This is a genomic window from Escherichia sp. KS167_9B (assembly GCF_030295215.1).
Lineage (GTDB): Bacteria > Pseudomonadota > Gammaproteobacteria > Enterobacterales > Enterobacteriaceae > Escherichia > Escherichia coli_F.
Genome location: NZ_AP025754.1, coordinates 4100805 through 4117167 on the forward strand (window position 1 = coordinate 4100805; position 16363 = coordinate 4117167).

Annotated in this window: 11 protein-coding genes and 1 pseudogene; 3 read left to right on the plus strand and 9 right to left on the minus strand. The window is 51.3% G+C overall.

Annotation, left to right across the window (positions count from 1 at the left end; all coding sequences use genetic code 11):
• Positions 1–84: 84 nt before the first annotated feature.
• Entirely contained in the window at positions 85–2790 is a 2706-nt protein-coding gene (malT, locus tag QUE34_RS20645; RefSeq protein WP_000907017.1) for an HTH-type transcriptional regulator MalT, read from the plus strand.
• Between the two features lie 42 nt (positions 2791–2832).
• Here malT and rtcA read toward each other — a convergent pair.
• Both rtcA and rtcB read right to left on the minus strand, forming a co-directional pair.
• Positions 2833–3770: pseudogene (rtcA, locus tag QUE34_RS20650) on the minus strand (RNA 3'-terminal phosphate cyclase).
• A 3-nt stretch (positions 3771–3773) separates the two neighbouring features.
• Complete coding sequence (rtcB, locus tag QUE34_RS20655; RefSeq protein WP_286338873.1) at positions 3774–5000, minus strand: RNA-splicing ligase RtcB; 1227 nt, start codon at positions 4998–5000, stop codon at positions 3774–3776.
• Between the two features lie 187 nt (positions 5001–5187).
• Here rtcB and rtcR point away from each other — a divergent pair, with 187 nt between their 5' ends.
• A complete protein-coding gene (rtcR, locus tag QUE34_RS20660; RefSeq protein ID WP_032303930.1) occupies positions 5188–6786 on the plus strand; it encodes a DNA-binding transcriptional regulator RtcR in 1599 nt (532 codons plus the stop codon).
• Here the strand turns inward: rtcR and QUE34_RS20665 are convergent.
• The 3 genes from QUE34_RS20665 to glpE are packed head-to-tail and all read right to left on the minus strand — an operon-like array spanning position 6768 to position 8744.
• Entirely contained in the window at positions 6768–7526 is a 759-nt protein-coding gene (locus QUE34_RS20665) for a DeoR/GlpR family transcriptional regulator (protein ID WP_000815098.1), read from the minus strand. The genes rtcR and QUE34_RS20665 overlap by 19 nt on opposite strands.
• A 16-nt stretch (positions 7527–7542) precedes the next feature.
• Positions 7543–8373 carry a rhomboid family intramembrane serine protease GlpG gene (gene glpG, locus QUE34_RS20670; RefSeq protein WP_000928723.1) on the minus strand — a complete coding sequence of 277 codons (831 nt, stop codon included), beginning with the start codon at positions 8371–8373 and terminating at the stop codon, positions 7543–7545.
• Between the two features lie 44 nt (positions 8374–8417).
• Positions 8418–8744, minus strand: a complete 327-nt coding sequence (gene glpE / locus QUE34_RS20675; RefSeq protein WP_000371928.1) for a thiosulfate sulfurtransferase GlpE — start codon at positions 8742–8744, stop codon at positions 8418–8420.
• A 189-nt stretch (positions 8745–8933) separates the two neighbouring features.
• Between glpE and glpD the strand changes: the two genes are divergently transcribed.
• Entirely contained in the window at positions 8934–10439 is a 1506-nt protein-coding gene (gene glpD / locus QUE34_RS20680) for a glycerol-3-phosphate dehydrogenase (RefSeq protein ID WP_286338874.1), read from the plus strand.
• 212 nt (positions 10440–10651) lie between these two features.
• Here glpD and QUE34_RS20685 read toward each other — a convergent pair whose 3' ends face one another.
• The 4 genes from QUE34_RS20685 to glgP all read right to left on the minus strand — a co-directional run bounded on the left by QUE34_RS20685 (position 10652) and on the right by glgP (position 16354).
• Positions 10652–11254, minus strand: coding sequence for a hypothetical protein (locus QUE34_RS20685; protein WP_123057645.1), 603 nt, complete (start codon positions 11252–11254; stop codon positions 10652–10654).
• Positions 11254–12246 (minus strand): PstS family phosphate ABC transporter substrate-binding protein, encoded by a 993-nt coding sequence (locus tag QUE34_RS20690; protein WP_103253579.1) that lies wholly within the window; start codon positions 12244–12246, stop codon positions 11254–11256. The genes QUE34_RS20685 and QUE34_RS20690 overlap by 1 nt, the downstream gene beginning before the upstream one ends.
• 25 nt (positions 12247–12271) lie before the next feature.
• A complete protein-coding gene (locus QUE34_RS20695; protein ID WP_123059893.1) occupies positions 12272–13780 on the minus strand; it encodes a PstS family phosphate ABC transporter substrate-binding protein in 1509 nt (502 codons plus the stop codon).
• 126 nt (positions 13781–13906) lie between these two features.
• Positions 13907–16354 carry a glycogen phosphorylase gene (gene glgP / locus QUE34_RS20700; RefSeq protein WP_103253581.1) on the minus strand — a complete coding sequence of 816 codons (2448 nt, stop codon included), beginning with the start codon at positions 16352–16354 and terminating at the stop codon, positions 13907–13909.
• Positions 16355–16363 lie beyond the last annotated feature (9 nt).

A 16363-nucleotide genomic window follows, 5' to 3' on the forward strand; every position in this document is an offset into this window, starting at 1 on the left:
GGTTTCTGGCCGACCTTATAACCATTAATTACGAAGCGCAAAAAAAATAATATTTCCTCATTTTCCACAGTGAAGTGATTAACTATGCTGATTCCGTCAAAATTAAGTCGTCCGGTTCGACTCGACCATACCGTGGTTCGTGAGCGCCTGCTGGCTAAACTTTCCGGCGCGAACAACTTCCGGCTGGCGCTGATCACGAGTCCTGCGGGCTACGGAAAAACCACACTCATTTCTCAATGGGCGGCAGGCAAAAACGATTTGGGCTGGTACTCGCTGGATGAGGGCGATAACCAGCAAGAGCGTTTCGCCAGCTATTTCATTGCCGCCGTGCAACAGGCAACCAACGGCCACTGTGCGATTTGTGAGACGATGGCGCAAAAACGGCAATATGCCAGCCTGACGTCACTCTTCGCCCAGCTTTTCATTGAGCTGGCGGAATGGCATAGCCCACTTTATCTGGTCATCGATGACTACCATCTGATCACTAATCCGGTGATCCACGAGTCAATGCGCTTCTTTATTCGCCATCAACCAGAAAATCTCACCCTGGTGGTGCTGTCACGCAATCTTCCGCAACTGGGCATTGCCAATCTGCGTGTTCGCGACCAACTGCTGGAAATTGGCAGTCAGCAACTGGCGTTTACCCACCAGGAAGCGAAACAGTTTTTTGATTGCCGCCTGTCATCGCCGATTGAAGCCGCAGAAAGCAGTCGGATTTGCGATGACGTTTCCGGTTGGGCGACAGCGCTACAGTTAATTGCCCTCTCCGCCCGGCAGAATACCCACTCAGCCCATAAGTCGGCACGTCGCCTGGCGGGAATCAATGCCAGTCATCTTTCGGATTATCTGGTCGATGAGGTTTTGGACAACGTCGATCTCGCAACGCGCCATTTTCTGTTGAAAAGCGCCATTTTGCGCTCAATGAACGATGCACTCATCACTCGTGTGACCGGCGAAGAAAACGGGCAAATGCGCCTCGAAGAGATTGAGCGTCAGGGGCTGTTTTTACAGCGGATGGATGATAGCGGCGAGTGGTTCTGCTATCACCCGCTGTTTGGCAACTTCCTGCGCCAGCGCTGCCAGTGGGAACTGGCGGCTGAGCTGCCGAAAATCCACAGTGCCGCCGCAGAAAGCTGGATGGCCCAGGGATTCCCCAGCGAAGCGATTCATCATGCGCTGGCGGCAGGCGATGCGCTGATGCTGCGCGATATTCTGCTTAATCACGCCTGGAGTTTGTTCAACCACAGCGAACTTTCGCTACTTGAAGAGTCACTTAAAGCCCTGCCATGGGAGAGTTTGCTGGAAAATCCGCAGTTGGTGTTATTACAAGCGTGGCTGATGCAAAGCCAGCATCGCTACGGCGAAGTAAACACCCTGCTGGCTCGTGCTGAACATGAAATCAAAGACATCAGAGAAGGCACCATGCACGCAGAATTTAATGCTCTGCGCGCCCAGGTGGCAATTAACGATGGTAACCCGGATGAAGCTGAACGGCTGGCAAAACTGGCACTGGAAGAACTGCCTCCCGGCTGGTTCTACAGCCGCATTGTAGCAACTTCGGTGTTGGGTGAAGTATTGCACTGCAAAGGGGAACTGACCCGTTCACTGGCGTTAATGCAGCAAACCGAACAGATGGCACGCCAGCACGATGTCTGGCACTACGCTTTGTGGAGTTTAATCCAGCAAAGCGAAATTCTGTTTGCTCAGGGTTTCCTGCAAACCGCGTGGGAAACGCAGGAAAAAGCGTTCCAGCTGATCAACGAGCAGCATCTGGAACAGCTGCCAATGCATGAATTTCTGGTACGTATCCGAGCTCAACTGTTATGGGCCTGGGCACGGCTGGACGAAGCCGAAGCATCGGCACGCAGCGGGATTGAAGTTTTGTCGTCTTATCAGCCACAGCAACAGCTCCAGTGCCTGGCAATGTTGATTCAATGCTCGCTGGCCCGAGGTGATTTGGATAACGCCCGTAGCCAACTGAATCGTCTGGAAAACCTGCTGGGAAATGGCAAATATCACAGCGACTGGATCTCTAACGCCAACAAAGTCCGGGTCATTTACTGGCAAATGACCGGCGACAAAGCTGCCGCCGCCAACTGGTTGCGTCACACAGCCAAACCGGAGTTTGCGAATAACCACTTCCTGCAAGGTCAATGGCGCAACATCGCCCGTGCACAAATATTGCTGGGCGAGTTTGAACCGGCAGAAATTGTTCTTGAAGAACTCAATGAAAACGCCCGCAGTCTGCGGTTAATGAGCGATCTCAACCGTAACCTGTTGCTGCTTAATCAACTATACTGGCAGGCCGGTCGCAAAAATGATGCCCAGCGTGTGTTGCTGGAGGCATTAAAACTGGCGAATCGCACCGGATTTATCAGTCACTTTGTCATCGAAGGCGAAGCGATGGCGCAACAGTTACGCCAGCTGATTCAACTCAATACGTTGCCTGAGCTGGAACAGCACCGCGCCCAGCGTATTCTCCGAGAAATCAATCAACATCATCGGCATAAATTCGCCCATTTCGATGAGAATTTCGTTGAACGTCTGCTAAATCATCCGGAAGTACCAGAATTGATCCGTACCAGCCCGCTGACGCAACGTGAATGGCAGGTCCTGGGGCTGATTTACTCCGGTTACAGCAATGAACAAATTGCAGGCGAGCTAGAAGTGGCGGCAACCACCATCAAAACGCATATCCGCAATCTGTACCAAAAACTCGGTGTCGCCCACCGTCAGGCCGCGGTACAACACGCGCAGAAACTGCTGAAGATGATGGGATATGGGGTGTGAGTTTAGCCGGATAATACGTCGGATCCGGCTTACATCTCTGCATCATTCAATGCTCACCCGCGTTACGCTGTCTGCTTCAGTCAGACTAAACCGCACTGGCAAAAAACGCTCCACCACCGCGATATTGGTCAACAGATGGCATGAGGGATGGGCGACCGTAAATTCTCCCGCCCCCGCCAGCGCCATTGGCAGTACCAGCTGGTCGGCGAGATATTCCCCCACCGCCGCCGGGCTTGCAAGGTAGCGTTTAACTTCTTGCACTAACTGTGCCGCGACCACCTCGGCACTGACTCGCTTTTCACCGACGACAAAAAAGCGTTCAGTGATATTTTCACTTTCGACTTCAAGCGAGACGGTATTACCCGGCCCCTGGTCGCGCGGCAGGTTATGAATATTTTGCTCATGCAGGGAAAAACTACCCGCCAGCGTAGCGATTTCACGCTCAGCGACATGGCGTGGCACACCAGCCAGTAGCACCTCTCCACGCATCTGCACAATGTTCCCGCGCTCGCCAAGTTGCAAAGTGTTAAACGATGCCACGGGCGAGACTTCCGTCGCCACCACCCCGCCTCCGGCAGGATAAAAACCGTGGCGTAACAGCGTGGTTTGCTGATGAATTCCTATTTTTGCCAGCAGCGGCTCCAGCACCCGGCGGATAAAATCTGCAGGCGGGGCCGACGGGTTATCGGTACCTCCGCTCACTTCAACACACGAAGGGCCATCGGCAAACCACAGCGCGGGCAGTACCGTTTGTAGTACCAGCGTGCAACTTCCGGCGCTACCAATAGCAAAGCGGTAGTCGCCACCGCGCACGGTACCGGGCCGGAAGACCAGACGCTGCGACCCCAGCTCCGCGCCCTCCACCGTTGCTCCGCAAATTTCCGTCGCCGCCTTTACAGCCGTCAGATGCTGGCGCAACAGCCCCGGTTTCGCCCGCCGCCTTCGCCCTGTGCGCCATCCAGCGCAATCATCCTTTTCATCATTTATCCTTTTACACACACCACCTGACGCAGGGTGTAGATTACTTCCACCAGATCGCTTTGTGCCGCCATCACCGCGTCGATATCTTTATACGCCATCGGGATTTCGTCGATCACTTCGGCATCTTTACGGCATTCCACATGCGCGGTAGCACGAATTTGATCTTCCACGCTGAACAGTTTTTTCGCTTTAGTACAGCTCATTACCCGCCCGGCACCGTGGCTGCACGAACAGAACGACTCTTCATTTCCCAGCCCACGGACAATAAAGCTTTTCGCCCCCATCGAACCGGGAATAATTCCATATTGACCAGCACACGCAGACACCGCGCCTTTACGCGTCACATAGATCTCTTCGCCAAAGTGCTGTTCTTTTTGCACATAGTTGTGGTGACAGTTGATCTCTTCCATCGCCAGTGTTTGTGGCTGTCTTACCGTTTTCTGCGTAACGCTCTGCAACGCCGTTACCACGTTTTCCATCATCGCATCGCGGTTAAGGCTGGCAAAAAGCTGCGCCCAGGCCACCGCTTTCAGGTAATCATCAAAGTATTCCGTACCTTCCATAAAGTACGCCAGGTCACGCGATGGCAACGTTTCAAGCGTTTCCTGCATCTCTTTTTGTGCCAGATCGATAAAGTAAGTCCCGATGGCATTACCAATTCCGCGTGAACCGGAGTGCAGCATAATCCACACCTGGTCCGACTCATCAAGGCAGATTTCAATAAAGTGGTTACCCGTTCCCAGCGTTCCCAGATGTTTATAGTTATTAGTGTTAAGGAAACGCGGATATTTTTGCGTTAACCACTGATAACCGGCTTCAAGCTCAGCCCATTTCGCATCGACGTTAACAGGCGGATGCTCCCATGCGCCTTTATCACGACGGCTACGATTATTGGAACGTCCGTGCGGCACGGCAGTTTCAATCGCCTGACGCAGCTCCGCCAGGTTTTCAGGCAGGTCAGCCGCCGTTAACGCAGTTCGCAGTGCGTTCATTCCACAACCGATATCTACCCCCACCGCCGCCGGAATAATCGCTCCTTTGGTTGGGATCACGCTACCAATGGTGGAACCTTTACCCAGGTGTACATCCGGCATTACCGCAATATGTTTGAAAATAAACGGCATCTTCGCCGTATTAATAAGTTGCTGACGCGCATCGGCCTCTACCGGCACGCCTTTGGTCCACATTTTTACCGGGGCATTTTCAGTGGTCAGTAATTCGTAATTCATTTTGTTTTTCTCTTTTCGTTGTTTGCTGTCCAGATAATTGCAACCGTCGTGCCAGAAAATTAAATAAGCAGCTTAATTTTTTAATTCATTGTTTTTAATAGATTAAATCTTTACGTCCGTAAGCGGAGATTTCCCGCAAAGCCAATTCGCCGATAATGAAATATCGTCTTTTATAAGGATATCTAAGATGCGTAAAACAGTGGCTTTTGGCTTTGTCGGCACCGTACTGGATTATGCCGGGCGCGGCAGTCAGCGATGGTCGAAATGGCGTCCGTCACTCTGTCTATGCCAGCAAGAATCGTTAGTCATCAATCGACTGGAATTGTTGCACGACGCCCGCTCACGCTCGCTGTTTGAAACGCTTAAACGCGATATCGCCAATGTTTCGCCAGAAACAGAAGTGGTGAGCGTTGAGATTGAACTGCATAACCCGTGGGATTTCGAGGAGGTTTACGCCTGCCTGCATGATTTCGCCCGTGGTTACGCGTTCGAACCTGATAAAGAAGACTATTTAATTCACATCACCACCGGTACCCACGTCGCGCAGATTTGCTGGTTTCTGCTGGCGGAAGCGCGTTACCTGCCCGCCAGGTTAATACAATCTTCGCCACCGCGTAAAAAAGAACAGCCCAACAGCCCTGGTGCGGTGACGATTATCGATCTCGATTTAAGCCGTTATAACGCTATTGCCAGCCGCTTTGCCGAAGAACGCCAGCAAACCCTCGATTTCCTCAAATCCGGCATTGCCACGCGTAACTCCCATTTCAACCGCATGATTGAGCAGATCGAAAAAGTGGCGATTAGATCCCGCGCGCCGATCCTGCTCAACGGCCCAACTGGTGCGGGAAAGTCGTTTCTGGCACGACGCATCTTCGAGTTAAAACAGGCGAGGCATCAGTTTAGCGGCGAGTTTGTGGAAGTGAACTGCGCCACTCTGCGTGGCGATACCGCCATGTCCGCGCTGTTTGGTCATGTGAAAGGCGCGTTCACCGGGGCGCGGGAATCTCGTGAAGGATTATTACGCAGCGCCAACGGTGGCATGTTGTTTCTTGATGAGATTGGCGAACTGGGCGCAGACGAACAGGCGATGTTGCTGAAAGCCATTGAAGAGAAAACCTTTTACCCGTTTGGTAGCGATCGCCAGGTGAGCAGTGATTTTCAGCTGATCGCCGGAACGGTGCGCGATTTGCGTCAGCTGGTTGCCGAAGGCAAATTTCGCGAAGACCTGTACGCGCGGATCAATCTCTGGACCTTCACCCTGCCGGGTCTACGCCAGCGCCAGGAAGATATTGAACCGAACCTGGATTATGAAGTGGAGCGCCACGCCTCACTCACCGGCGACAGCGTACGTTTTAACACCGAAGCGAGGCGCGCCTGGCTGGCCTTTGCGACATCTCCCCAGGCAACATGGCGCGGTAACTTTCGCGAGCTTTCTGCCAGCGTCACACGCATGGCGACGTTTGCCGATAGTGGGCGTATCACCCTTGAAACCGTAGAAGATGAGATAAACCGTCTACGCTACAACTGGCAGGATAGCCGCTCTTCTGCGCTTAAGCAGCTACTGGGCGCTGAAGCGGAAAACATCGACCTCTTTGATCGGCTGCAACTGGAACACGTTATCGCTATCTGCCGTCAGGCAAAATCGCTTTCCGCTGCCGGGCGTGAACTCTTTGATGTTTCGCGCCAGGGCAAAGCCAGCGTCAACGACGCGGATCGGCTACGCAAATACCTGGCGCGTTTTGGTCTGACGTGGGAAGCCGTGCAGGATCAGCACAGCTCCAGCTGAATATGATGGTCTGTCAGCACCTGCATCACGCTCGCTGGTGGCGGGGCGTCGGTGTAGACGGCATCGACCATGCTGATGCTGCCCATATTGACCATCGCATTACGGCCAAATTTCGAGTGATCGACAACCAGCATAACGTGGCGCGAGTTCTCAATAATAGCGCGTTTGGTGCGAACTTCGTGGTAATCGAACTCCAGCAGCGAGCCGTCGCTATCGATGCCGCTGATCCCCAGAATCCCGAAATCAAGGCGGAACTGGGAGATAAAATCGAGCGTCGCTTCGCCAATGATCCCACCATCGCGGCTGCGTAATTCGCCACCTGCAAGAATGATGCGAAAATCTTCTTTTACCATCAGCGTGTTAGCGACGTTGAGATTGTTGGTCACAATGCGCAAATTGCTGTGATTAAGCAGCGCGTGCGCCACCGCTTCCGGCGTGGTGCCGATATCAATAAATAGCGTCGAGCCGTTAGGAATTTGCTCCGCCACTTTGCGGGCAATACGCTCTTTTTCTTCGGTCTGGGTGGCCTTACGATCGTGCCACGGCGTGTTAACCGAACTGGAAGGCAGTGCCGCGCCGCCATGGTGACGCAGGATCAGGTTTTGCTCCGCCAGCTCGTTGAGGTCACGACGAATAGTCTGCGGACTGACGGAGAAGTGTTCCACCAGTTCTTCGGTGCTGACATAACCCTGCTGTTTAACCAGTTCAATAATACCGTTGTGACGTTGTGTTTGTTTCATTTATAAATCCCTGGAATTATTTTCGTTTTCGCGCATTAAGCGAATCAACAAAAGCCATCGCTAAACCCACGGCTAACCCGGCGATGTGTGCTCCGTTCGCCATCGACATCCCAAACAAATCAAACCATCCGGCGACAATCCAGATCAGTGCAAAGATGATTAACCCACGTTGCAGGTAAATGCCACTTTGCGGATCGCGTTCGCCGCGTAGCCAGACGTACCCCATCAGTGCATACACCACGCCAGAAAGCCCGCCAAACCACGGCCCGCTGAATTTTTGCTGCACATAGCCGCTTAACAGGGCGCTGATAAGCGTAATGACAATTAGCTTACCGCTACCGAGGCGTTTTTCCACCGCACCGCCGAGATACCACCACCAGAGCAGGTTAAAAAGGATATGCATCAGCGAGAAGTGCATTAATGCATGAGTGAAGTAACGCCAGAACTCAAATTTCAGTGTCGGATCGAATGGCCAGGCCAGCCATAACATCACTTCCTGATCACCGAGAATTTGCATGGCGATAAACACCACCACGCAGGCGATCATCATCACCCAGGTCACCGGACCTGCGCGTTCACGCAAGGCAGCAAAGAAGGGATAACGGCGATAATGCAGGCCGCTGCCGGTATGGCCCGCCTGCCAGCTGGCCGCCAGATAACGCGGATCTGCCGGGTTTTCGAGAAAACGCGCCAGCTCCGCCCGCACGCGTTCGGCCTGGGACTCATCCGCCAGCCAGACATCGCTTTGGTTATGTTGTTGAATCGTGAGGATAACACCCTGCGTCGCCATGTAATCAACAAACGCCTGCGCCACGCGGGGGTTAGCAAAAGAGGTAATCATCAACATCGTTGCTGTCGCTTATTCCACACAAAAGGGGACAGTATAAAGCGTTACGCGCCGTACGCCACCTCTGCAGGAAACTGACGCTGCCAGGCTTCAAAGCCGCCATCAATGCTGTAGACCACATCGTAGCCCTGTTGTAGCAGATACTGCGCCGCGCCTTTGCTGCTATTACCGTGGTAACACATCACCATGACTGGCGTATCGAAGTCGTTATCACGCATAAACGCGCCCAATGTGTCGTTGGTTAAATGGAAAGCCTGCACCGCATGCCCCATTGCGAAACTCTGTGGATCGCGAATATCGACCAGCACCGCCTCTTTTTCCTGCAACTTCTGGTGCGCGTCGGCAACGTTAATACATTCGAACTGATCCATGCGTCTCTCTTTCTTTACAAACAAGTGGGCAAATTTACCGCACAGTTTACGTCGAAGCGGCAGATAAACGCCATAATGTTATACATATCACTCTAAAATGTTTTTTCAATGTTACCTAAAGCGCGATTCTTTGCTAATATGTTCGATAACGAACATTTATGAGCTTTAACGAAAGTGAATGAGGGCAGCATGGAAACCAAAGATCTGATTGTGATAGGTGGCGGCATCAATGGTGCTGGTATCGCGGCAGACGCCGCTGGACGCGGTTTATCCGTGCTGATGCTGGAGGCGCAGGATCTCGCTTGTGCGACCTCTTCCGCCAGTTCAAAACTCATTCATGGTGGCCTTCGCTACCTTGAGCACTATGAATTCCGCCTGGTCAGCGAGGCGCTGGCTGAACGTGAAGTGTTGCTGAAAATGGCTCCCCATATCGCTTTCCCGATGCGTTTTCGCCTGCCGCATCGCCCGCATCTGCGTCCGGCGTGGATGATCCGTATTGGTCTGTTTATGTACGATCATCTGGGTAAGCGTACCAGCCTGCCGGGATCTACCGGTTTGCGTTTTGGCGCAAATTCAGTGTTAAAACCGGAAATTAAGCGCGGATTCGAATATTCCGACTGTTGGGTAGACGATGCGCGTCTGGTACTCGCCAACGCCCAGATGGTGGTGCGTAAAGGCGGTGAAGTGCTTACCCGGACTCGCGCCACTTCTGCTTGCCGCGAAAACGGCCTGTGGATTGTAGAAGCAGAAGATATTGATACCGGTAAAAAATACAGCTGGCAGGCACGCGGTCTGGTGAATGCCACCGGCCCGTGGGTGAAACAGTTCTTCGACGACGGGATGCATCTGCCTTCGCCTTATGGCATTCGCCTGATCAAAGGCAGCCATATTGTGGTGCCGCGCGTGCATACCCAAAAGCAGGCCTACATTCTGCAAAACGAAGATAAGCGTATTGTGTTCGTGATCCCGTGGATGGACGAGTTTTCCATTATCGGTACCACCGATGTGGAGTATAAAGGCGATCCGAAAGCGGTGAAGATTGAAGAGAGTGAAATCAATTACCTGCTGAAAGTGTATAACGCGCACTTTAAAAAGCAGCTAAGCCGGGATGATATCGTCTGGACCTACTCCGGCGTGCGTCCACTGTGTGATGATGAGTCCGATTCGCCGCAGGCCATTACCCGTGATTACACCCTTGATATCCATGATGAAAACGGCAAAGCTCCGCTGTTATCGGTATTCGGCGGTAAGCTGACCACCTACCGCAAACTGGCGGAGCACGCGCTGGAAAAACTGACGCCGTATTATCAGGGCATTGGCCCGGCGTGGACGAAAGAGAGCGTGCTGCCGGGTGGTGCCATTGAAGGCGATCGCGACGATTATGCCGCCCGCCTGCGCCGCCGTTACCCGTTCCTGACTGAATCGCTGGCACGTCATTACGCACGCACTTACGGCAGCAATAGCGAGCTGCTGCTCGGCAACGCGGGGGCGGTAAGCGACCTCGGGGAGGATTTCGGTCATGAGTTCTACGAAGCGGAGCTGAAATATCTGGTCGACCACGAATGGGTCCGCCGCGCCGACGATGCCCTGTGGCGTCGCACAAAACAAGGCATGTGGCTGAATGCGCAGCAACAATCCCGTGTGAGTCAGTGGCTAGGGGAATATACGCAGCAGAGGTTGTCGCTGGCGTCGTAAATTAACGTAAGGTGGCCAGGTCAGATTTCAATCTGACCTGAGACTGATGATAAACAAAAAACTGCCTGATGCGCTACGCTTATCAGGCCTACGTGGCTTATGCAATATATTGAATTTGCATGGTCTTGTAGGCCAATAAGACGTTCATGTCGCATCCGGCATGAACAAAGCGCACTTTGTCAACAATCTGACCTACTTTTTGAGTCAGGGAATTACCGCAAAGCCCACGCCATCATACCCAACGTAACAAAACTCAGGCACGTTCCCCACTCACTCCACTTCCGTATCTGGCTTCTATTTTTGCTACGCCACTGGCAATAATATCCCAACGCAAAACCAAGCTGTGCGCTTATTGGACCGACAAAGTCAATCCACGGTTGAGACCAAAATGGCGAAAAATTTAGTGGGAGCCAGACAACTGTCAGAAAGAAACTGCGCATATTCTCCAGCAACGCAATATTCGCTGGCGCGACATAGAAAATGATATTCCACAGGAGCAACCAGAAATAAACTGGTGCAAATACCAGCCAACAATGCAGTCTGCTTTTCAATTCAGATTGAGTTATACGAGCAAATTGCCAACCAACGCCCACCATTGCACAGCAGAAAAGCGCATATTCAGCCGATAACCATAGTTGTAATTGCAGAAGTGAAATACGCCTGATCATGAGCGGGATAGAGAACAGTATCTCTCCCAGAAAACTCAGCGTGATAACAGAAGCAGCCAGCGCAACCACCGTCGGCCACACCAACAACGGCACAATAACAAAACCAAGAATTAACGGAGGAATATAAAGTCTGATTTTATTCATCATTATTGCACTGATGATTCGTATGATGCGTCATGAATCGGCACATACCCCACATCCTCTACCAATTGCTGTCCCTGCGGGCTTAAAAACCAGTCGACGAATTTCTGCGTTTCCAGCGTAGGGGTTTCGTGCGTCACCATATAAGCATCAATCATGTACGGATAAGTGCCGTTACGGATATTTTCCTCTGTAGGTGCAACGCCATTTATAGCCAGCAGTTTGATCTGTTTGCGCATTTTGAGCATATTGTCATTCATACGTGTGACGTAATAGTGGAAAGTGTATCCAATAGAAGATGGTGTATTTTTGTAGTCGGCGACTTCGGTAATTAAACCGCCCATAAGATCGATAACAGTGGATTTTTTGGCTGGCAGCATTGGAGTATCTTGCATAACCAGTCCCTTCATAACCGTTTGGCTTCCAGAATCTTCTGGCCGCTGCCAGACTTTTATACTTTCGTCACCGCCGCCCACTTTATTCCAGCGACTCACTTTACCGCTAAAAATGTCTTTGACCTGCTGTTCGCTAAGTGAATTAACCGGGTTTTTGATATCAACGATAAAGACAAAGGCTTCGCGGGCAAACGCGGTATATTTCAGTTTAACGCCTGCTTCTTCTGCACGTTTTTTCTGTCCTTCCGACGGTTGTGCAACAAAAATAACCGTCGCGGTACCCTTGATCAGACTATCGTAGGCTTCAGCTGTTCGGGTTTGTTGCAAACCATACGCCTGCCAGGCCAGCGAGGTTCGATCCTTATCTTTTGGCTCGGGTACTAATTCATAATACGCGGAGGCATACAGCGGGTATAAGGCTGTAGCGCCGTACACTCTCGGCCATCTTGACCAATCATCGTTGTAACGTAATTCAGGTTGCCCCCGCAGAGACGTCAGTCCATGACTCTCTTCTTCCCTGACGCTGTTATAGTACCCTTCCCGGTCGACACATCCCGCCAGTAAAACCGCACCTAGCAGTAAAACGCCTATGAATTTATTCATCGCGCTGATTCCGTTCTCTCAAAAGTTATTTCATTGTTGTATGCAACGGTACATAACCCACATCTTCCACCAGACTCTGCCCCTGCGGCGTTAAAAACCATTCGACCAGTTTTTGTGTTTCTGACGTAGTATTTTCCCGCGTTACCATAAAGGCATCGACGATATACGGATATTTGCCGTTACGAATATTTTCCGCAGTCGGTGCAATACCGTTAATCGCTACTAATTTGATATTCTTGTCAGCGTTCATTTGTGTTGCGTAATAGCGGAAGGTGTAGCCTATTGAGTTGTTTGTATTACGGTATTCGGCAACAACTTTAATCATTCCCTCCATCATGCTTGCCACTTCGGTTTCCTGCGGCGAGATCATGCGGACATTTTTCATGACCTGCGATTGCATCACTGTCTGGCTGCCAGAGTCTTCCGGGCGTTGCCAGGTCTGGATCTCCTGATCGTTACCGCCAACAGTACGCCAGTTGGTAATTGCGCCACTGAAGATGTCACGCACCTGTTGGTCAGTCAGGGAATTAACCGGGTTATCCGCATTGACGATGAAAACGAATGCTTCACGGGCGAAAGGAGTGTAGTTCAAAGTGACGCCCGATTCCTCTGCGCGTTTTTTCTGCCCACCGGAAGGTTGCGCCACAAAAATAATATCGGCATCACCTTTAACAATCCTGTTATATGCATCGGGGGTACGAGAGTTCTCCAGATATTCCCAGGTGTGGAAATCTTCCGGTATAACGCTCAACGCATAAAAGGCAGAAGCATAAATTGGGTACGCCGCCGTAGCACCATCGAGTCGCAGCCAGTTTTGTGTAAACTGAATTTGCGGTTTACCACGCAGTGGCGTCAGTTGATTATTGAGTTTATCGGGTCGCCAGGCCCAGGTATCAATATTTTCACGCACACCGACGCCGGGATTAAGCTGTTTATATAAATAAGCCTGATAACCAGCGATAAAACCAAGCATAAGAAGGATAAACAGGAGGGAATTACGGCAACGTAACCCGTACGTGCCGGTTAAAGGATATCTGGTCGGCCAGCCATACCCCAGCGAAAAACTAATATGCGCACCAACGGGTATAATGACTATCCACCAGAACTCACCTCCGACTAATGAGACTAACAAAACTCCCAGCCAGGGGAGCATAAGCTCTGCCAACCAACCTGCTCCCATTTGGCGAAATTGATAATCTGCCAGATGTAGCGTGATTATCCAGCCAACCAGAGTTAACAGTGCAGGTAAAAGAAAAAAGCATTGCCGCCAGACGGCTATTTCTCTGTTTTCTGGTGCGCTATCACCGGCCCACACGCGACCAGAGAAAAATAGAATTATCGCCCCCAGCGTCAGCATAAAGACGTTGAGTAGAAGATAAATTGTTGGCGTAAAGAGAAAATTGCAAACCTCAAGAATAGCGGCAAGCCCGGCCCCCAGCATGGCAATAACCGCTGCCAAAAATTGCGTCAGTATGGGGATGCCGAAAAAAGTCATTATCAGCGAGGTCAAAATCCATTTTCTGTTTTGCATTATTCTTTCCATTCTTTCTGAATGGCGAAATTATACTCCCCCGAGTCCCCTTGCCCCTCTGGACACTTCTCCGAAATAAAGGCAAAAAAAAACGGGACCGATTTGGCCCCGTTCTATTTTTTAGTGAACTTACAATCTCACTGGATCAATATGCCAGATATGATCAGCGTACTCTTTGATTGTACGGTCTGAAGAGAAGTAGCCCATATTGGCAATGTTCAGCATCGCTTTTGCGGTCCACTCTTCCTGAAGCTCGTAAAGTTCGTCGACTTTATCCTGACAATCGACATAGCTGCGATAATCCGCCAGTACCTGGTAGTGATCGCCGAAGTTGATCAACGAATCAACCAGATCGCGATAGCGCCCCGGATCTTCCGGACTGAATATACCGCTGCCGATTTGCGTCAGCACCTGATGCAGCTCCTCATCTTTCTCGTAGTATTCACGCGGTTTGTAGCCCTGACGACGCAGTTCTTCAACTTCTTCCGCCGTGTTACCAAAGATAAAGATATTGTCAGCACCGACATGATCCAGCATCTCGACGTTCGCACCGTCCAGGGTACCGATAGTCAGCGCGCCGTTAAGTGCAAACTTCATATTACTGGTGCCGGAAGCTTCCGTCCCTGCCAGAGAAATCTGTTCAGATAGATCGGCCGCCGGAATGATCAACTGTGCCAGGCTAACGCTGTAGTTCGGGATGAACACGACTTTCAGCTTGTCGCCAATCTGCGGATCGTTGTTGATCACTTTCGCTACGTCATTGATCAAATGGATAATGTGCTTCGCCATGTAGTAAGCCGAAGCGGCCTTGCCGCCAAAAATATTCACGCGCGGTACCCACTTCGCATCCGGGTCGGCCTTGATGCGGTTATAGCGGGTGATCACGTGCAACACATTCATCAATTGACGTTTGTATTCGTGAATACGTTTGATTTGCACATCGAACAGCGCTTTCGGATTTACCACCACATTCAGCTGCTGGGCGATATACTCCGCCAGACGCTTTTTGTTCTCCAGCTTCGCCTGATGCACCGCGTGATTAACCATTGGGAAATCACAGTGTTGTTGCAGCTCATTAAGCAGGCTAAGGTCGGTGCGCCAGTTACGGCCCAGGTGTTCGTCCAGCACAGCTGAAAGCGATGGGTTCGCTACCGCTAACCAGCGACGCGGGGTCACACCATTGGTGACATTGGTAAAACGTCCAGGGAAGATTTTCGCAAAATCAGCAAATAGCGACTGCACCATCAGGTTAGAGTGTAATTCTGATACACCGTTAACCTTGTGGCTCACCACAACCGCCAGCCAGGCCATACGCACGCGACGACCGTTGGATTCATCAATGATCGACGCCCGTCCCAGCAGGTCGGTATCGTTCGGATACTGTTCCTGCAAGGTTTTCAGGAAATAGTCGTTAATTTCAAAGATGATCTGCAGGTGACGCGGCAGAATTTTACCCAGCATATCAACCGGCCAGGTTTCCAGCGCCTCGCTCATTAGCGTGTGGTTGGTGTAGGAGAAGACCTGACAACACACTTCAAATGCGTCGTCCCAGCTAAATTGATGCTCATCAATCAGCAGACGCATCATCTCAGGAATCGACAACACCGGGTGGGTGTCGTTGAGGTGAATCGCGATTTTATCCGCCAGGTTATCGTAGGTTTTATGCAACTGATAATGGCGACTTAAAATGTCCTGGATGGTCGAAGAAACCAGGAAATATTCCTGACGCAGACGCAGTTCACGCCCGGAGTAGGTGGAGTCGTCCGGATACAGTACGCGGGATACGTTCTCGGAGTGGTTTTTATCTTCCACTGCCGCGAAGTAGTCACCCTGGTTGAATTTACCGAGGTTAATTTCGCTACTGGCTTGCGCACTCCACAAACGCAGCGTGTTGGTCGCGTCGGTGTCGTAACCTGGGATAATCTGATCGTAAGCCACTCCCAGAATCTCTTCGGTTTCGATCCAGCGCGTTTTTTTACCTTCCTGCTGAATGCGACCACCAAAACGGACTTTATAGCGCGTGTTGTGGCGTTTGAATTCCCACGGGTTACCGTATTCCAGCCAGTAGTCAGGCGACTCTTTCTGGCTACCGTTAACGATGTTCTGCTTGAACATACCGTAGTCATAACGGATACCGTAACCACGCCCCGGCAACCCTAACGTCGCCAGAGAATCGAGGAAGCAAGCCGCCAGACGTCCCAGACCACCGTTACCGAGGCCCGGGTCATTTTCTTCATCAATCAGCTCTTCGAGATTTAATCCCATCGCTTCCAGTGCGCCCTGTACATCTTCGTAAATTCCTAGCGACAACATGGCGTTGGAAAGCGTACGGCCAATCAAAAATTCCATCGACAGGTAGTAAACCTGACGCGTTTCTTGCGACAACTGGGCACGGTTTGAACGTAACCAGCGCTCCACGAGACGATCGCGCACAGCAAATAATGTTGCGTTCAGCCATTCATGTTTATTGGCGACGACCGGGTCCTTGCCAATCGTAAACATCAGCTTGTAAGCGATAGAATGCTTAAGAGCTTCTACGCTAAGCGTGGGCGATGAATATGTAAACGGAGCATTCATATAGGCGTT